This is a genomic window from Halapricum hydrolyticum (assembly GCF_025517535.1).
GTDB classification, from domain to species: Archaea; Halobacteriota; Halobacteria; order Halobacteriales; family Haloarculaceae; genus Halapricum; species Halapricum hydrolyticum.
Window position 1 is genome coordinate 117,337 of record NZ_JAOPKC010000002.1, and the last position, 18,493, is coordinate 135,829.

An 18,493-nucleotide genomic window follows, 5' to 3' on the forward strand; every position below is an offset into this window, starting at 1 on the left:
GAGTGACTGATCATGCCAGAAGTACTGATCGCTGACGACTCCGAGTTCATGCGTAACCTCCTGCGAGAAATCCTCGAGGAAGACCACCAGATCGTCGGTGAAGTCGAGAACGGTGTCGAAGCCGTCGAGACATACAAAGAAGAGCGGCCGGATCTGGTCATGATGGACATCGTGATGCCGATCCGGGACGGCATCGAGGCGACTGACGAGATCAAAAGCCAGGATCCGGATGCGAACGTCATCATGTGTACGAGCGTCGGCCAGGAGGAGAAAATGAAAGAGGCAGTCAAGGCGGGGGCGGACGGGTACATCACCAAACCCTTCCAGAAGCCGAGCGTCATGGAAGCAATCGAAGACGTTGTTCCGTCATAGATGAAAGTCGACATCCAGTCGCTAGAGACGTTCAACCAGCTGGCTCGCGAGGGTGCCGAGCAGGCGACGACCTCGATGACTCAGATGACCGGCATCGAAGCCGACGTCGAGGTGACGAAGCTGTCGCTGGTCGATCGCCAGGACGTTGGCGAGGAACTCGGTGACCGTGAGTTCGTCGGCGTTCAGTTCGACTACGAAGGCGAACTCGCGGGCGAGACGGTGCTCGTGTTCAGCCGGGACTGTCGCACGTCGTTGATCGAAGCGCTCGTGGGAGGTGCCGACAGCAAAGCGATGGCCCGCAGCGGTGTTAAAGAGATCGGTAACATCATGATGAGCGGGTTCATCGACGGCTGGGCCGACTACCTGGGTGCTTCTATCGATCACTCGCCGCCTTCTTACATCGAAGGCAACGGCGCGGCGGTGCTCCCGGACGCGCCCGCTGGCGGCGACACGAACCACGTGTTCGTGTTCAAAAGCCGGATCGAGTGGGTCGACGAGTCGATCGAATTCTACATCTATATGCTTCCGGAATACGAACCGCTGACGACTGTGATGGCCGATCACGCCGACACCGGAGACGATGCGATCCCGGTCGACAAACTCGAAGTCTTCAACGAGATGACCCGGAGTGGGACCGAGAAGGCCGCCGAAAACGTCACGATGATGACGGGGATCGAGACGGTCGCTGAGGTCTCACAGATCAGTTTCGCACCGATTACCGACGTCCCGAAGCAAATTAGCAACGAGACCTACGTCGGGACTGTCATCGAGTTCACGGGAGTTCCGAGCGGCTATCTGATGGTGCTGTTCGATGAGGTGTCGGCCAAAAACGTTGCCGAGGCGATGATGCCGGTCGACATGGGGGACGACGAGCTGACCGACCAACATAAATCCGCGATCGAAGAACTGGGGAACATCATGACGAGCGGGTTCGTCGACGGGTGGGCGAACGTACTACAGACCTCGGTCGATCATACGCCACCGCGACTGGTCCACGACATGGGACAGGCGATCATCGATCCGCTCGCGGCACAGGTCGGTCGCCATCAGGAACACGCCTTCATCATTGACTCGACGATGCGCACTGACGATATCGAATTTGAGGCGGAGATCCATGCGCTACCGAACGAGCAGGAACTGCGACAGGCACTGGACGACTTGCTGGTCGAGCGTGCCGGGAAGACCGACGCAGATCCCGAACAGATATTCCAAGAATGAAAGTCTACGATGGACAGGGGGAGACGGAATCGGAAATCAAGTCCGAGCAGATCAAAGTCGGGATCGCGGAGTACGACGTGACGAAAAACGGCGCCGTGTTGACGACGAGCGGCCTCGGGTCCTGCATCGGCGTCGCGCTCTACGACGACACAGCTCCCGTCTCCGGACTTGTGCACGTGATGTTGCCGTCGGCCGATGACATGGAAGACGGAAATTCGGCGAAGTTCGCGGACACGGGCGTCGAAACGCTCATCGAGGAACTCGAAGCCACCGGCGGAGACAGAGAGAACATGGTCGCAAAAATCGCTGGCGGCAGCGATATGCTCGATTTCTCCGAGAGCGGATCCGGCATCGGGCAACGCAACGTCGAACAGGTCAAAGAAACACTCGAAGCATATGACATCCCGATCGTCGGTGAGGATGTCGGGGGGAACCACGGTCGTTCGATCAAACTCAAAAGTTCGACCGGCGATCTGGTCGTCAAAAGCGCAAACAAAGAGAGTACAGTTTTGTAATTACTGATATCTGTGGGATATAATTTCTGCGGACCAGTCGTCAGTCCCGACCTTCAAATCCTCTCCAGATTTTGATATTTAATCCGAAGCGTAGCTGATACGGCCCCACAAGCGACCAGCTAGAACGGGTCTGCAGTCCTGATCGACGCTTTCACTCCGATGTCAGACGATCGTTTCTATATAAAACTGTGTGAATACACTCGTCAATTATCAAATACGATACTCTAAACGGTACATTGAAGAGCCTAAGAGCGAATTTTCATAGTAATGAGTGATTTCGCCACCGTCGCCGCACTGTCGAGTCTGGTCGGGACGACGATGGCCTCAACCAGCGGCGTGTCTGGAATCGGTCAGGTGGCAATACCGGCCGATCCGGCGGTGTTGACGCTGTTTTCTGCAGGTGTCGTTGGGATGAGTATCAAGAACGTCTTCGATTCGATTCTCTCGGACGAGGAGGAAGATGACGGGAACGAGCAGATGAGCGACGGAGCCGGCCTGATGGACGAGGACGGCGGCGACGACCTGGGTGGGCTCGGCGGCTTCGAGGAGGGTGACGACGAGTTCGGCGAGTTCGGTGACGACGAGTTCGGCGACATGGACAGCGGCCCCGATACGGACGAGCTCGAACACCGGCTCGACGAACTCGAAACGGAGGTCGGGAGTCTCTCCTCGACTGTCAACACGGTTCGCAACGAGAACGAGCAGATAAGCGAGACCGTCGACGAGGTCGAGGAGAACGTCCGGAAGCTGCTCGACATCTACGAGATGGTCACGCGAGGCGTCAACCCGTTCGCCGACGACATCGAAGGCGGCGGCCTGGGCGGTGCGGGCGACGGCGACTCGTTTGGACTCTTCGATAACGGGCAACAGGACGACGGTGGTGACGACGAACTCGACGAGGATATCGCCAACGCGGACGCGGAGGGCTTCTTCGACGACGACCTCGTCGAGGACGACGAGGAAGGATTCGGCGAGTCTGTCGAGGACGTGATGGGTGAAGACGAACTCGAAGACAGCGGCGATCCCTTCGAGGAGGAGTTCGACGACGACGCGCTCGGAGAAGACGAGTTCGACGATGACTTCGACGACGGCGGGTTCGAGGACGACTTCGACGATGGCGGGTTCGAAGAAGATACGGCTGACGATGACGGCGGCAGTGGTGGCGGCAAATCGTTCCAGGAACTCAAAGACGAGTACGAGTCGGGCGAAGCAGACTGGGCAGACGAAGAGACGGGTACCGACGACGGAAGCGCCGACGAGACGCTCGAGGAGGACCTCGGCGGCGCTACAGCTGCCGGGGACGATGCGTTCGAAGACACCGGTGACGGCGCGCTCGATGACACCGAAGACATCGGAGTCGAAGACGGCGACGTGGCTGGCGATGGCCTCGAAGACGAGCTGGCCGACGACGAGCTGTTCGATACGGTGATCGAAGACGACGAGGGAACGGCGGCCGAAGCCGACACGGACGAAGCGACCGTTGAGGCCGACGACGCGGACACCGCCGAAGCGACTCCCTTCGAAGCGGGCGAACCGTCCGCGGACGACCACGACACAGCCGGCTCGACCGGAGGGGAGCCCACCGCCACCGACGAACCGGCAGAGACGGACGCACAGGCGAATAACGCTGCGACGACCGAGACGGAAGCCACTGCAAGCGGCGGAGAGCAGACGGAAGCCACTGCAAGCGGTGGAAAGCCGTACCTGGCGACGATGCCGGAGGGCTACGGTTCGGAACTCATCGTCATCGAGTGGCTCGAATATCTCGTCGGCCAAGTCGGGATCCGTTCGACTGCGGAGGCGATCGATTACTACGAGCGGATCGATTGGGTGAGCGAGTCAGTCGCCGACAGTCTGCAGGACTACCTCCGTGGCTTCGACGACGACGGTTCCGGCGGCGACCTGACTATCGACCACCACACGCGATCGCTGAAGTACATCGGCCAGCTCAACGGCACCCCACAGGTCGAGCGCATGGGGGTCTCCGGAGGTGGTTCCGATGGGCTTCAGCGTTAGCGGTTCGGCAGCGATCGTGTTCGTCGGGTTGTTCATCGCGTTCGGGACATTCTACACCGCCAGTACCAACACGGTGGAAGAAATGACCGACGCAAATGATGACTGGCAGGACCGCCAGCTCGCCCAGCAGAACACGGAGATCGAGATCGTTGCAGCCGTCTACGACAACGAGACCGAACGTCTCGTCGTTGAAGTCAACAACACGGGGGCGACGGTGCTATCTGTCAACGATACGGACCTGCTCGTCGACAACGAGTACCGGACAGCCTCTCGGGACGTCGACGGCGACGCTGGGACTGACATCTGGGCACCGGGCCAGCGACTCACGTACAGCGTGAGCGCAGCGAGTCAGCCAGACCGGGTCAAGGTGGCGACCGAGACTGGCGTGGCAGCGACGGAGGTGGTGACTCGTGGCTAGCGTTTCCGCGTCCCACCTGATCCTGTTCATTGCCAGTGTGCTCGTCGCTGCGAGCGTCGCAGGGACGATCACGAACACTGTCGGCCGCCTCAGCGATGGCGTCTCCGACCAGGGAGACGCGCTGAGCCAGGACGTCCGTACTGACGTCGAGATCATCAGTGACAGCGGCGCACAGATCTACAACCGCTCCGACAACCAGAACGTGACGCTGCTGATGAAAAATACCGGGTCGAGGGTACTGCCAGCGAACGGCGATCAGATGGTGATCCTTCTCGATGGCGTCTTGCAGTCGCCACTCGAAGTGACTGTCATCGAGGGACAGGACCCCGACAGCTGGCGGCCTGGAGATGTCGTCCGCGTCGAGTTTGGTGCCCCGGATCTCGACGCGGGCGACCATCGGATCAAAGTAACTGTCAACGGTGACGAGGAGGTGTTCAGGTTTAACGTATGAGCATTGCAACGACAGACCTGTTCTCGCTCGGGCTTGACGAACGGGACCGGCTGAACAAGGAACTCGGCGGTGGCATCCCTCCCGGGAGCATCGTCCTCATCGAGGGCGACTACGGGGCCGGCAAGTCGGCGATGAGCCAGCGGTTCACCTACGGCCTCTGCGAAGAGGAACATCAGGTAACGATGCTCTCAACGGAACTCACCGTCGGGAGCTTCCTGGACCAGATGCACAGCCTCGATTACGACATGGTCGAGCACATGCTCGAGGAGAATGTGCTGTTCTTGCACGCGGACATCGGCGATTCCAACACGTTCTCCGAGGACGACGAAGGTGACCGGAAAGACCTTCTCAAGCGGCTCATGGACGCCGAAGTCATGTGGGAGTCGGACGTGATCATCATCGACACGTTCGACGCGATCTTGCGAAACGATCCGAAGTTCGAAGCCCTCGTCCGGAAAAACGAGGAACGACAGGCGGCACTGGAGATCATTTCCTTCTTCCGCGACATCATCGCCGAGGGGAAGGTCATCGTTCTCACCGTCGACCCGTCGACGCTGGACGAGGACGCGATCGGTCCGTTTCGGTCGATCGCTGACGTGTTCCTCGAACTGGAGATGATCGAGGTCGGCAACGACGTGCGCCGACAGATTTCGGTCAAACGCTTCGCCGGCATGGGCGAACAGGTCGGCGATACCATCGGCTACTCGGTCCGTTCTGGGACCGGCATCGTGATCGAATCACGGAGCGTGGCATAATGGAGCTGAGAGCATGACAGAACAGGGGCGACCGAAACCGTCCGACGAACTCAGACAGTACGCGGCAAACCGGCCGCATCTCCGGGACCACCTCAAGAAATTCAAGCAGATCACTGGCGAGTTCCCGATGTTCGTCGAGGAGGCATCGGGCGACCTCGAAACCGATCGTCCCAACATACTCTATCCGGTCGGCGGCCCCATCTTTACGCATATCTACGGCGATATCGGGCAGGACATGAAGTACTACGCGATCGAGCCGGAGCTGTCCGACGAGGAGCAGGTCGTGTTCAACAAAGTTCGCAACCGCCTGCTTCAGCGCAGTGTCAACAAGCCCGCTCCGACCGACGAATCCGAGTACGACGACCGTATCGAGGAGCTCCTCCAGGAGACGACGAACGTCAAGACCCGCGAGAGCGGGTCGGGCGTTCTCTCGCGGCTCCGCAACCTCAGTTCGATCGGGAAAGTCGACGTCAAGCCCGAGACCTACGAGAACATCCGCTACCGGCTCAACCGGGATATCGTCGGCCTCGGACCGCTCGAGCCGGTCATGCGGGACCCGGCGAACGAGGACATCCACGTCATCGGGCCGACGGAGTGTTACGTCGACCACGGCGTCTTCGGCATGCTCGAGACGACCGTCGAGTGGAACAGCAACGAGGAGTTCGACCAGTGGCTGCGCAATATGGGCGAACGTATCGGCGATCCCGTCTCCGACAGCGATCCGATCGTCGACTCGACGCTGCCGGACGGATCGCGTCTGAACCTCATCTATTCCGACGACGTCTCGATCAAAGGCCCCAGTCTCACGATTCGACAGGGCGACGAAACGCCGCTCTCTATCTTCCAGATTACCAAGTGGGGGACGCTGAGCCCCCAACTGGCCGCGTATCTCTGGCTCGCCCTGGAGAACGAACAGACCGTCTTCGTCGTCGGCGAAACGGCGTCCGGGAAGACCACGACGCTGAACGCTGTCATGTCGTTTATCCCGCGTGACAGCAAGATCTACACCGCCGAGGACACCGCTGAAGTCCTCCCGCCACACGACACCTGGCAGCAACTTCTTACCCGCGAGGGCGACGAATCGAGCGGAACCGGAGTCGACATGTTCGATCTCGTCGCTGCTGCCCTGCGTTCCCGTCCTGACTACATCATCGTGGGCGAGGTCCGTGGCGAAGAGGGCCGCATGGCATTCCAGGCCGCCCAGACCGGTCACCCGGTCATGCTGACCTTCCACGCTTCCGACATCGTCTCGATGATCCAGCGGTTCACCGGCGATCCAATCAACGTCCCCGAGACGTTCATGGACAACGCCGACATCGCACTGTTCCAGAACCGCGTCAAGCAGGGCGACGACGTGCTCCGCCGCGTGACCAGCGTCCAGGAGATCGAGGGCTACTCCAAGGAGATGGAGGGTGTCATCACCCGGCAGGTCTTCTACTGGGACCCCGTCGAAGACGAGATCGTCTTCCAGGGGATGAACAACTCGTACGTCCTCGAAGAGCAGATCGCGACGCTGCTCGGGTACGAAGACACCCGGGACATCTACGACGACCTGCAGTTCCGGGCGGACCTGATCCAGCGCGCCATCCAGGAGAACATCCTCGGTTACCACGAGGTCAACGAGTTCATCGAGGACTTCCAGCGGGACGGACTGGAGGGCGTCCCATTCGACATCCACCGCCCTGACTGATGGCAGCGAAAGATTCCGCCACGATCGACCTGTCGCTGTCGAGCACCTTCGCGGGGCTGATGGACTCCTACAGGAAACTGGACATCCCGCTGCAGCGATATCTCCTGACGATCCTGTTGCCAGCGACCGTGTTTTTCCTCGTGACGATCGTTGCGACGCTCCTGCTCGACGCCCCGCTGTTTATTCGGGCTCCGATCCCGCTGCTCGGACTGCTGCTGTTCGGGACTGCGGTGTTCTTCCCCAAAGTCCAGCTCTCCCAGCGACGACGCCAGCTCAACAACCGGTTTCATCTGATGGTCACGCACATGACCGTCCTCTCGACGACTAAGATCGACCGGATGGAAGTCTTCCGGGCGCTCGCCGAGGAGGAAGAATACGGTGAACTCGCGACCGAGCTAGGACGGGTCGTCGAGCTGGTCGACACCTGGAACCAGAGCCTCGACGACGCCTGCCGACGACGAGCCAAGCAGGTCCCGAGCGAGACGCTTTCGGACTTTTTCGAGCGACTGGCGTACAACCTCGGTGCCGGGCAAGCGCTCGACGACTATCTCGTTAGCGAACAGGACATGATCATCGAGAACTACACGACGGTCTACGAGGGGACCCTCGGCAACCTCAACGTGATGAAAGATCTCTATCTGTCGATGATCCTCTCGATGACGTTCGCGCTCGTGTTCGCGGTCGTCTTGCCGGTGTTAACCGGAACCGACCCGACAGCGACGGTCGCTTCGGTCATTCTCATGTTCGTGTTCGTCCAGGCCGGGTTCTACCTCGCAATTCGATCGATCGCTCCGTACGATCCGATCTGGTTCCACCCCGAGAAGTATCCCTCTCCGGCCGACGAGCGTCTCAATCGGGCGTTCGCGATCGGTTTCGGTCTCACGGCCGTGCTCGTGTTCATCACGTTCGGTGGTCGGATCGGCGTGAGTCCGATCACACTGGACATGCTCGTCCCGTTCTGGTCGCCACCGCCGTTGACGCTGTATGCTGCCGTCCCCGTGACGCCACTTCTAATCCCCGGACTCGTCGCTCGGGCCGAAGAGCAGCGGATCCAGGGCCGTGACGAGGAGTTCCCCAGCTTTATCCGCGGGCTCGGGGCCACCGAGGGCGCAAAGCAGTCGACGACTTCGACGGTGCTGAAGTCGCTCCGCAAGAAGGACTTCGGTGCGCTGACGCCACAGATAGACAACCTGTACAAGCGATTGAACATGCGGATCGAGCCTGCCAGTGCCTGGCGTCACTTCACCGCCGAGTGTCGCTCGTATCTCATTCAAACGTTCTCCGAGATGTACCTCGTCGGCCGGGAGATGGGCGGCGATCCGAAGATGCTGGGAGAACTCATCGCCGAAAACATGAACCAGGTGTTGCAGTTACGCCAGCAGCGCCGCCAGGAGACGACCACGCTGATCGGGCTCCTGTACGGTATCACCGCAGCGTCGACGTTCGCGTTCTTCATCGGACTCCAGGTCGTCAACATCCTCACTGGACTCTCGCTCAATCTCGCCGATACACCGCAGTTCGACGTCGCCTCACTGATCAACACCAGCGTCTACAACATCCCGCTGATCGAGTTCCTGTTGATCGTCGTCATCGTATTCAACGCGATGCTGTCGGCACTGATGGTCCGCACGCTCGATGGCGGCCACAAGATGAACTCCTACATGCATTTCGTTTTTCTCACCTGGCTCGGGGCGCTTACGGCCATCCTGACGAAGTGGATGGTGACGCAGTTCCTGGCCATCTAGACCACTTTTTGCGGGCGGGGGCTTCCTCGCGCGCTTTTGTCGCGCTGCGGTGAGCCCCCACCCGCAATAACGCGGGGAAACACATCCTTCACGCTCCCTTCGGTCGGGTGAAGTGAAACGCCGGCCGTCGGCCGCCGTATGCTCGAAGCTCCGCATCGACACCGGACAGTGCCGAACTGCCACGCGCGTCCTCCGCATCGGGTCACTTTTCCACGCGGATCGCCTCCTGATAGGCATGAGCAAGCGATCCGAGTTCCTGGCCGGCGAGCGGCCAGACGACGTCGCCTTCTTCCTGCACGAGGACGCTGTCGAGAACCTCGACGCCCTGGACGACTACGCGGAAACTGTCGAGGACGGCGTCGTCCTCGTCCTTCCGGGAGAGAACGGCCGCAACGCCTTCCAGAAAGCCGCCGGGACCGACCCGATGGAACTGGCCCAGGCCGCCATGGGCACCGAGGGAACGATCGAACCGGACCTGACCGGTGGCACCTGTCCCGCTATCGAGGACGACCCCGAAGCGGATCACACCACACGCGTCGTGTTCGCGTTCGCCGAAGAACAGAACGACGAGGTCGGTGGGATCTACGCCGAGGGTGACGTCGTCCACGCCTATGCGGTCTGCAGTTGCGGGCAGCGATACAGCCAGAAGTGGGTCGTCGGCGAGCGGTGAGCCGCCTCACTCCGTTCGGCGTATGCTATGCCACCGGCGTCCGCTCGACAACCGTCCCGTCGACCGTCGGATACTGCTCGACGATCTCGCCGCGCTCGATATCTCCCTCGTCGACCATCTCCTCCAGTAGCCACCAGGCCACCTCAACGTGTTCGGACTTGACGGTGTAGTACTCCTCCGGGACGCCCAGCTCTTCGAACCGCTCGGGATCGATCGTCGTCTTCCCGTAGACGAGTGTGCCGTCGTCGGTGATCTCGTCGAATGGGCGGCGGACGTTGCGGGCCATCCGCTTGAGTCGACGACGGTGCTGGGCGGCGTCCTTGAACACCGAGGTACAGAAGTAAACCTTCTCGTGGCCGCCCATCTCGTCCAAGATCTCCCCGCGGCCGCTCTCGACGGCACTCATGTGCCCTTCGCGGAGCTCGTATCCTTCCTCTTGCATCCGACGGAAGTTCCCGTGTGACATCTCGAACTCGTTGATATTGCAGAACTCGGCGGCACCCTCGTCGAGAAAGTCCAGGAACTCCGTTTCGGGTCGGATCCCCGGGATCTCGAAGGCGGGTGTGATCCCCTCCTCACGAGCTATATAGAGGATTTCCTCCCACTCGGTCCCGTGGAGGTCGCCCCACTGTTCGAGTGGTGGATGGAAACGGATCTCGTCCAGTCCGGCTTCGGCCAGCCGGCGCATGTTCTCACGACCGCCGGTGATCCCCGTGTAGAGGTGGACGTGATGATCCTCGCCGAACTCGTCTTTGAGCAGCGAGATGTAGCGGGTCGTCCGGTCCATCACTTCCTGGGGTTCGCCGCCAGTGATCGACGATCCCATCGCGCTCATGCGCTTGGCCTCGCGGATGATGTCCTGATCTTCCTCGACCTTCCGCTCGTTGGCGTAGACGTCGGTGACGTTCTTGCGGTTCTCCCCAAGGGGACAGTAGAAACAATCGCGCTGATCACAGTAGCCGTAGACGAATATGACCATCTTCCCGCCTTTGGCACACTGCTCGCAACCCTTGGAGATCATCGTGTCGTAACCCCCTATAATTGGGGCATACTCAAAAGTCGTGCGAAAACACTCGGCGATCAGACGGCGAACCGCCGGTATGCAGCACCGACGAGACACACGGCCCCGAGGGCCATCGCTCCCAGTCGCGGGAGGTGCTGGGTCGCGAAATCCGCCTCGTAGGTGCGGTGTCTGACCTGCAGGAGATACCACTCGTTTTCGTAGCGAACGTTGTAGATACTGATACCGTCCGGGGAGGGGGTCAGCGATTCGGGAGCCTCATCGACTGAGAAGTTGACCGGCGTGCCGCTACTCGTGTTCTCGTTCGTCCGGCGCGCCTCCTCGAAGACCTCGCGTTCGGCCTCGGTGAGGTTCGCGTACACCAGGTTCGGCTGGTCTTCGTTGTCCATCCAGTCGCCTTCGACGTAGTACTCGACCCGGTCGTTCGGGACGTCCGGCGGCACGAGGACCGGGAGCGCTATCAGGACGACACCCACGACGAGGAGGATTCCAATCAGGGCTGTGTCTCCATTGAAGTCCATACCCCCGGTTCTCCCGGCCGAGGAAAGTATCGTCCGGTTGCGGAACGCCACTTAAACGGGTATTGTACATTCACGGGTCGCGCGACGGAGTCTGCTCCGGAAAAACGTTGCTGGAAAGCCGACGTGGGGACGTCAGACTCATACGGATTACTGTACGTCTGTTCCGCATCGACCGCCCGATATGGGGCGGTCAGAGCGGTACATCGGTACAATAATCCGTATCACTCGCTGTCGTCAGAGACTCCGAATCCGCCGGAATCACGTCCATGCAGGCTACGCTATCGTCGTCCTCGACGTCCAGTGACCACTTTTTCCGCTCGTTCCCGTTGGTCACTCGCGCAAAAACGTGGGGAAAAAGTCCCGAGAGTCGGCTTACTCGTCAGCGTCGGTTTCTTCTTTTCTCGTCCTTGCCGGAATCACGTCCATGCAGGCTACGCTATCGTCGTCCTCGACGTCCATGATCACGACACCCATCGTGTTCCGGCCGACCGTCGAGATATCGGCGACCGGACAGCGCATGATCTGGCCGGCTTCGCTCATGACGACGAGGTGGTCGTCCTCGGTGACGGCTTTCACGTCGACGACCGAGCCGTTGCGGTCGCCGGTCTTGATGTCGATCAGCCCCTTGCCGTAGCGGGACTGACGGCGATACTCGCTGAGCGGCGTGCGCTTGCCGTAGCCGCGTTTCGTGACGGTCAGCAGCGAACGGCCGTCATCGTCGTCTGTCGCCACGAGACCGGCGACGGCGTCTCCGTCCTGCAGGTCGATCCCGCGGACGCCGCGGGCGGACCGACCCATCTTCCGGACCTCGTTCTCGTCGAATCGGATCGTCATCCCGCCTTCTGTCGCGACGACCAGATCCTGCGTGCCGTCCGTCACCTCGACGTCGACGAGTTCGTCGCCGTCTTCCAGCTTCGCCGCCCTGATCCCCGTCGAGAGGATGTTCTCGAACTCCGAACACGCGGTGCGCTTGACGTACCCCTGGCGGGTCGCCATCGTGATACACTCGTCTGGGTCGATGTCGTCGGTCGGGACGACCGCTGTGATCTGCTCGCCGTCGCTCAGATCCAGCAGATTGACTGCGGATTTCCCGCGGGCAGTCCGGGACATCTCCGGAATCTCGTAGGTCTTCAGCCGGTAGACCTGGCCGTGGTTGGTAAAGCACAGCAGGTAGTCGTGGCTGTTGGCCCGGAAGATCGTCGTCACGCGATCGCCTTCTTTCGGATCGCCGCCGATGATCCCCTTGCCGCCCCGACGCTGGGGATCGAAGTTCTCGGCGGGCATCCGCTTGATGTAATCGTCGGCAGTCATGACGACGACCACGTCTTCCTCCGGAACGAGATCCTCGCGGGTGACCGTCCCGACGTCTTCGACGATCGCGGTTCGGCGGTCGTCGTCGTACTCGTCTTTGACCGCCCGCAGTTCGTCTTTGATCACCTCGTCCAGTTTCTCATCGCTGCCGAGGATCGCCTCCAGGCGCTCGATTTCGGCCTGCACCTCCTCGTATTCGGCTTCAATCTCTCCGGCTTCGGCGGAGGTCAGCGACCCGATCTGCATCCGGACGACGTGCTCGGCCTGCTCCTCGGAGAAGTCGTACCGCTCCACAAGCGCTTCCTTGGCGGCCGAACGATCCTCGGCCTCCTGGACGAGTTCGACGATGTCTTCGGCGTTGCGAACGGCCGTCAGCCGCCCTTCGAGAATGTGAGCGCGATCCTGCGCTTCCTGGAGGTCGAACTCCGAGCGGCGGCGAACGACCTCTCGACGGTGCTGGATGTAGTGTTGTAGGGTCTCTTTCAGCGTCAGGACCTTGGGTTGGCCGTCGACCAGCGCGAGGTTGATCACGCCGAAGGTCGATTCGAGATGGTGCTCCAGCAGCTGGTTTTTGACGACCTCGGCGTTCGCACCGCGCTTGCACTCGATGACGACGCGGACGCCGTCGCGATCGGACTCGTCGCGGAGATCGGCGACGCCTTCGATCTTCCCTTCGTTGACGTCGTCGGCGATCCGCTCGACGATCCGCGCCTTGTTCGCCTGGTAGGGGAGTTCGGTGACGACGATCCGATCCCGTCCAGTGTCGGTCTCCTCGACCTCGAACTCCGCACGGACGGTCAATCGCCCTCGTCCAGTGGCGTACGCCGAGTAGATGGCGTCCTTGCCGACGATGTTCGCCCCCGTCGGGAAGTCGGGACCTTTGACGTACTCCATCAGCTCCGCGACGTCGGCGTCGGGGTTGTCGATGAGGTGAACGGTCGTGTCGATCACCTCGCCGAGGTTGTGTGGCGGGATGTTGGTGCTCATTCCGACGGCGATCCCCGACGAGCCGTTGACCAGCAGGTTCGGGAACGCCGCAGGCAAGACCTCCGGCTCTTCGAGGCGGTCGTCGTAGTTCGCCTGGAAGCCGACAGTGTCTTTCTCCAGGTCGGCCAGCAACTCCTCGGCCATCGGGGCCATTCGCGCCTCAGTATAGCGCATCGCGGCCGCCGGATCGCCGTCCATCGATCCGAAGTTCCCCTGCCCGTCGACCAGAGGATAGCGCATCGAGAAGTCCTGTGCCATCCGCACGAGCGTGTCGTAGATCGCACTGTCGCCGTGTGGGTGGTAATCACCCATCGTCTCGCCGACGATCGAGGAAGACTTTCGGTGAGACGACCCCGAGGAGACCCCAAGCTCCGACATCGCATAGAGGATGCGCCGATGGACGGGCTTGAGGCCGTCTCGAACGTCCGGCAGCGCCCGGCCGGCGATGACGCTCATCGCGTAGTCGATGTAACTCTGCTCCATCTCGTCTTCGATCCGGACGCGCTCGAGCCGCGCGGCGCCAGCGCTCACGTCCGGTCCATCTGGGATATCTGAGCTCATATGTCGACCCACTCCGCTTCGGGCGAATGTTCCTTGATGAATTGCTTGCGCGGTTCGACGGCATCACCCATCAGCACCGAGAACATCTTGTCCGCGGTCGCGGCGTCCTCGATCGTGATCTGCTTGAGGAACCGATTCTCGGGGTTCATCGTCGTCTCCCAGAGCTGCTGGGGGTTCATCTCGCCCAGCCCCTTGAACCGCTGGACTTGCGAGGGGTTGCCGTCGCACTTCTGTTCGATGATCTCGTCGCGCTCCGCGTCTGTCATCGCGTCGTAGGTCTCGCCGCGATACCGGATCCTGTACAGCGGTGGTCGGGCGGCATAGACGTGCCCGCCTTCCAGAAGCGGTCGCATGTGCCGATAGAAGAGCGTCAACAGGAGCGTCCTGATGTGGGCTCCGTCGACGTCGGCGTCAGTGGCGAAGATGATCTTCCCGTAACGCAGCTCGTCGATGTCGAACTCGTCACCGATGCCGGTCCCCAGGGCGGTGATGATGTTCCGGATCTGCTCGTTTTCGAGGATCCGGTCGAGACGGTGCTTCTCGACGTTGAGGATCTTTCCGCGGATCGGCAACACGGCCTGGAACTCGGGATCACGCGCCTGCTTCGCGCTGCCACCGGCGCTGTCCCCCTCCGCGATGAACAGCTCGGCCTCGTCCGGATCTTTCGTCTGACAGTCGGCCAGCTTTCCGGGCAACGCCGTCGAATCGAGCGCGCTCTTGCGACGGGTCAACTCCTCTGCCTTTTTCGCTGCCTTGCGAGCCTTCGCTGCCTCGACGGCCTTCCCGACGATCGCCTCTGCAGTATCCGGGTTCTCCTCGAAGTAGGTGCCCAGATGCTCGTGGACGGCCGACTCGACGATCCCTCGAACTTCGCTGTTGCCCAGTTTCGTCTTCGTCTGTCCCTCGAATTGCGGGTCCGGGTGTTTGACTGAAATGACCGCGGTCAGTCCCTCGCGGATGTCTTCGCCCTTGAGCGTATCGTCGAGGTCTTTGAGCAGGTCGTTGCTGGTCGCGTAGTCGTTGACGACCCGCGTCAGTGCGGTCTTGAACCCGGTGAGGTGCGTCCCGCCCTCGCGGGTGTTGATGTTGTTCGCGAAGGCGTGGATCGATCCCTGGAGTTCGTCTGTCGCCTGCATCGCGACTTCGACGTGAATACTCGATTCGATGTCTTCGAAGTAGATGACGTCGGCGTGGAGCGGCTCCTTCGTCTCGTTGAGATACTCGACGAACTCCCGGATGCCGCCCTCGTAATAGAAACGCTCGCTCGTCCCGTCGCGCTCGTCCGTCAGCGTGATCTCGACCCCGGAGTTCAGGAAGGCGAGCTCTCGAAGCCGACTCGAGAGCGTCGAGAACTCGAACGCCGTGGTTTCGAAGATCTCCTCGTCGGGCCAGAAGCGGATTTCCGTCCCTGTCTCTTCGTCCGAGTCGGAATCGCGCACCCGTTCGAGTCCCTGCGGGACCCCTCGTTCGAAGCGTTCGCGGTAGACGCCGCCGTTTCGGGTGACATCGACGACGAGTTCGGACGACAATGCGTTCACGACCGAGACGCCGACACCGTGGAGTCCGCCGGAGACCTGATAGGATTTATTGTCGAACTTGCCGCCGGCGTGAAGGACCGTCATCACGACTTCCAGCGCCGGGCGGTCGTATTCCTGGTGGGTATCGACCGGAATCCCCCGTCCGTCGTCGCGGACCGATACTGACCCGTTTTCGTGGATCGTGACGTCGATCGACTCGCAGTGGCCCGCTAGGGCCTCGTCGATCGAATTGTCGACGACCTCGTAGACGAGGTGGTGCAATCCGCGCAACCCGGTCGAACCGATGTACATCGCCGGGCGCTTGCGGACTGCCTCCAGCCCTTCGAGGGCCTGGATCGAGTCCGCCCCGTACTCGCTGTCCTGACTCATAAAGTAACTCCACGTACGCCGGCCAGTCCCTTAAGTCCCACGTGCGCGCGCGAGACTATTCGAAATATTCGGAGTAATTTCGGCGTTCGAAAAAAGCGTCGAGAATAGAGGTGGCGCTATCCTTCCATACCGCCGAAGGAGAGGCCGGCCTCGATGTACCGCTGCATGAAGAAGTACACCAGCATGAGCGGCGTCGCGAACGACAGCGCGAACGCGGCGAACTTCGGCCAGTCGACGCTGTACTCCCCGATCAGGGCGTAGAGACCGACCGGGAGCGTGTAATCGGCCGCGTCGAGCAGCGTCTGGGCGACAATGTACTCGGTCCAGCCAGCCAGGAAGACGAACACGAACACGGTCGCCAGTCCGGCCTTCGAGAGCGGGATGATGACTTCATAGACGAGTCGCCACGACGGTGCTCCGTCGACGATAGCGGCCTCCTCGTAGGAGACTGGGATCCCGTCCATGTAGGTCTTCAGTAGCCAGGTGTTGAACGGCACGGCACCGCCGGCGTAGTAGACCGCTAGCCAGAACCGGGTGTTTGCGCCGGGATCGAGCCATCCCATCATATTGAAGATGGTATACAGCGCGATCAGCAGCGCAATGCCGAGACCGCCAGCGACCTGCGTCAGCAGGACGTAGACGTACAGCAGTCGCTTCCGGCCGACGAAGTCACGCCGGGACATCCCGTACGCGCCGGGGATGATAACGGACATCCCGATGAGGGCAGTCCAGAAGGCGACGTACATGCTGTTTTTGGCGTACGCGATGAACCGACCGGACTGTCGGGACTCCTCGACGCCGAAGGCCCCGGGATTGATGATGTACCGGTTGCCGATCGCGTCGGGGACCGGGATACTGAACAACTCTCCAACGAACGGCAGGCTGACATTGATCGCCTCGGGCGTGGTTATCGGCCCGATGACCCAAATGAAGTTCTTGATCGACACTGAGTCGGGAATGATCTCCACCCCGCCGGCCGTGTAAATGGACGACGCGGACGGATCGAGCGCCGTGATCAGGATCCAGTAGATCGGGAACATCAACAGCGCCGCGATCAGCATCGCCGCCGTCGTCGAAACGATCGTCCACGCGACGAACTTCGGCGGTATCTTCCCTTCTCGAAGCCCGTTGATCGTATACTGAATCTCTCGAACGGCTTTGTACGGGGCAACGACGATGCGTCGAATATCGCTGTAGATTCGCTGTGCGACTTGTCCTGCACTCATGATTCACCAGCCTCCTCTGCGAGGTTGCCGCGCTTGACGGCGACGTACATGAACGCCCCGATGAAGATCAGCGCGGTGATGCTGATCGCGCCACCGAGGGCGTAGTCGGACGGGTTCCGGAACGCCTCCCGGTAGGCGTAGACGAGGATCAGCGCGTTCTGTCCGGGATCGGTCCCCGGTCCGCCCTCGTTGAAGATCCACGGCACCAGGAACTGCTGGAACGACGCGGCCGAGGTCAGGATCGTCCCGAACATGACCGGTCGCTTGATCGACGGCAAGATCACGTGCCAGAATCGGTGGAACCAGTTTGCCCCGTCGACTTTTGCTGCGTCCAGGAGGTCCCCGTTGACGTTCTGCAACGCGCTGACAGTGATCAGCATCATGAACGGATACGCCAGCCACATCTCGGTGACGACGTAGCTCCCGAACGCGAGCCATCGCTCCTGCAGCCACGGGATCGCCTCGTTGATCAGGCCGGCCCGAAGCAAGATGTCGTTCAACATCCCGAACCGGGCGTCACTGAACACGAATCGCCAGACTGTAATCGAGAAGATCACCGGGATCCCCATCGGCATAATCAGGATCCCACGGAGGAAGCGCTTGCCACGGACTCGGTTCCCGGTCAGAACCATCGAGAGGCCGACACCGAGCAAGACCTTCCCCGCGACGCTGACGATCACGAACAACCAGGTCACCAGCATCGAGTTCCAGAAGGCGTACTCGAATATTCCTACCGGATTGCTCATGAACGCGTCCAGCAATCCCTGATTCAATGCTTCTGTGGTGAACAGCAGGTCTGCGTAGTTCTCCAGTCCCACGAAGTTCGCCTCGCCGATCGGGAGAATCCCGAGTAGCATCCCGTCGCCCCTGAACAGGTTCGACTGGTCAGCGTTGGTGAGCGAGAGAGCGGCGAGGTAGAACATCGGCAGCACCATGAACGCTGCCCAGAGCAGAAAACCCGGAAGCACCAGCGCGGCCGACTTGTTCTCACTCAACGTGTCGGCGACGGAACTGACGGTGGCGTTCTCCTTTAATCGCTGTTCGACATCGGAAGTACTCATTTGTATGTACAGTGTTTGCCGAAAGTTGGTAATTAAGCGTTGCGAGCG

Annotated in this window: 16 protein-coding genes; 10 read left to right on the forward strand and 6 right to left on the reverse strand. The window is 60.9% G+C overall.

Annotation, left to right across the window (positions count from 1 at the left end; translation table 11 throughout):
• The first annotated feature begins 12 nt into the window (after positions 1-12).
• The 10 genes from cheY to OB916_RS03625 all read left to right on the forward strand — a co-directional run bounded on the left by cheY (position 13) and on the right by OB916_RS03625 (position 9,850).
• On the forward strand, positions 13-372 hold the full coding sequence (gene cheY / locus OB916_RS03580; protein ID WP_390884016.1) for a chemotaxis protein CheY: 360 nt from the start codon (positions 13-15) through the stop codon (positions 370-372).
• Positions 373-1,590 carry a chemotaxis protein CheC gene (locus OB916_RS03585; RefSeq protein ID WP_315907911.1) on the forward strand — a complete coding sequence of 406 codons (1,218 nt, stop codon included), beginning with the start codon at positions 373-375 and terminating at the stop codon, positions 1,588-1,590.
• A complete protein-coding gene (locus OB916_RS03590) occupies positions 1,587-2,105 on the forward strand; it encodes a chemotaxis protein CheD (RefSeq protein WP_315907912.1) in 519 nt (172 codons plus the stop codon). Before OB916_RS03585 ends, OB916_RS03590 begins: the two co-directional genes overlap by 4 nt.
• 318 nt (positions 2,106-2,423) lie before the next feature.
• Positions 2,424-4,121 carry a FlaD/FlaE family flagellar protein gene (locus OB916_RS03595; protein ID WP_449267321.1) on the forward strand — a complete coding sequence of 566 codons (1,698 nt, stop codon included), beginning with the start codon at positions 2,424-2,426 and terminating at the stop codon, positions 4,119-4,121.
• Positions 4,105-4,539 carry a flagellin gene (locus tag OB916_RS03600; RefSeq protein ID WP_315907914.1) on the forward strand — a complete coding sequence of 145 codons (435 nt, stop codon included), beginning with the start codon at positions 4,105-4,107 and terminating at the stop codon, positions 4,537-4,539. The genes OB916_RS03595 and OB916_RS03600 overlap by 17 nt, the downstream gene beginning before the upstream one ends.
• Positions 4,532-4,990 carry a flagellar protein G gene (locus tag OB916_RS03605; protein ID WP_315907915.1) on the forward strand — a complete coding sequence of 153 codons (459 nt, stop codon included), beginning with the start codon at positions 4,532-4,534 and terminating at the stop codon, positions 4,988-4,990. The genes OB916_RS03600 and OB916_RS03605 overlap by 8 nt, the downstream gene beginning before the upstream one ends.
• On the forward strand, positions 4,987-5,745 hold the full coding sequence (locus OB916_RS03610) for an ATPase domain-containing protein (protein ID WP_315907916.1): 759 nt from the start codon (positions 4,987-4,989) through the stop codon (positions 5,743-5,745). Before OB916_RS03605 ends, OB916_RS03610 begins: the two co-directional genes overlap by 4 nt.
• Positions 5,746-5,758: 13 nt before the next feature.
• Positions 5,759-7,435, forward strand: a complete 1,677-nt coding sequence (locus OB916_RS03615) for a type II/IV secretion system ATPase subunit (RefSeq protein ID WP_315907917.1) — start codon at positions 5,759-5,761, stop codon at positions 7,433-7,435.
• Positions 7,435-9,180, forward strand: coding sequence for an archaellar assembly protein FlaJ (gene flaJ / locus OB916_RS03620; RefSeq protein ID WP_315907918.1), 1,746 nt, complete (start codon positions 7,435-7,437; stop codon positions 9,178-9,180). The genes OB916_RS03615 and flaJ overlap by 1 nt, the downstream gene beginning before the upstream one ends.
• A gap of 235 nt (positions 9,181-9,415) precedes the next feature.
• A complete protein-coding gene (locus tag OB916_RS03625) occupies positions 9,416-9,850 on the forward strand; it encodes a DUF5807 family protein (protein ID WP_315907919.1) in 435 nt (144 codons plus the stop codon).
• Positions 9,851-9,875: 25 nt separating this feature from the next.
• Here OB916_RS03625 and OB916_RS03630 read toward each other — a convergent pair whose 3' ends face one another.
• From OB916_RS03630 to OB916_RS03655, 6 genes are all read right to left on the reverse strand, one after another.
• Positions 9,876-10,871: a radical SAM protein gene (locus OB916_RS03630; RefSeq protein WP_315907920.1), complete on the reverse strand. Its 996-nt coding sequence runs from the start codon at positions 10,869-10,871 to the stop codon at positions 9,876-9,878.
• A 59-nt stretch (positions 10,872-10,930) separates the two neighbouring features.
• Positions 10,931-11,392 (reverse strand): hypothetical protein, encoded by a 462-nt coding sequence (locus OB916_RS03635; protein ID WP_315907921.1) that lies wholly within the window; start codon positions 11,390-11,392, stop codon positions 10,931-10,933.
• Positions 11,393-11,764: 372 nt separating this feature from the next.
• The gene (gene gyrA, locus OB916_RS03640; RefSeq protein ID WP_315907922.1) at positions 11,765-14,251 is read right to left on the reverse strand and encodes a DNA gyrase subunit A; all 2,487 of its coding nucleotides are present in this window, start codon (positions 14,249-14,251) and stop codon (positions 11,765-11,767) included.
• Positions 14,248-16,158 (reverse strand): DNA topoisomerase (ATP-hydrolyzing) subunit B, encoded by a 1,911-nt coding sequence (gene gyrB / locus OB916_RS03645; protein ID WP_315907923.1) that lies wholly within the window; start codon positions 16,156-16,158, stop codon positions 14,248-14,250. Before gyrB ends, gyrA begins: the two co-directional genes overlap by 4 nt.
• A gap of 116 nt (positions 16,159-16,274) precedes the next feature.
• A complete protein-coding gene (locus OB916_RS03650) occupies positions 16,275-17,384 on the reverse strand; it encodes a sugar ABC transporter permease (protein ID WP_315907924.1) in 1,110 nt (369 codons plus the stop codon).
• Positions 17,381-18,445: a carbohydrate ABC transporter permease gene (locus OB916_RS03655; RefSeq protein ID WP_315907925.1), complete on the reverse strand. Its 1,065-nt coding sequence runs from the start codon at positions 18,443-18,445 to the stop codon at positions 17,381-17,383. Before OB916_RS03655 ends, OB916_RS03650 begins: the two co-directional genes overlap by 4 nt.
• Between the last annotated feature and the right edge of the window lie 48 nt (positions 18,446-18,493).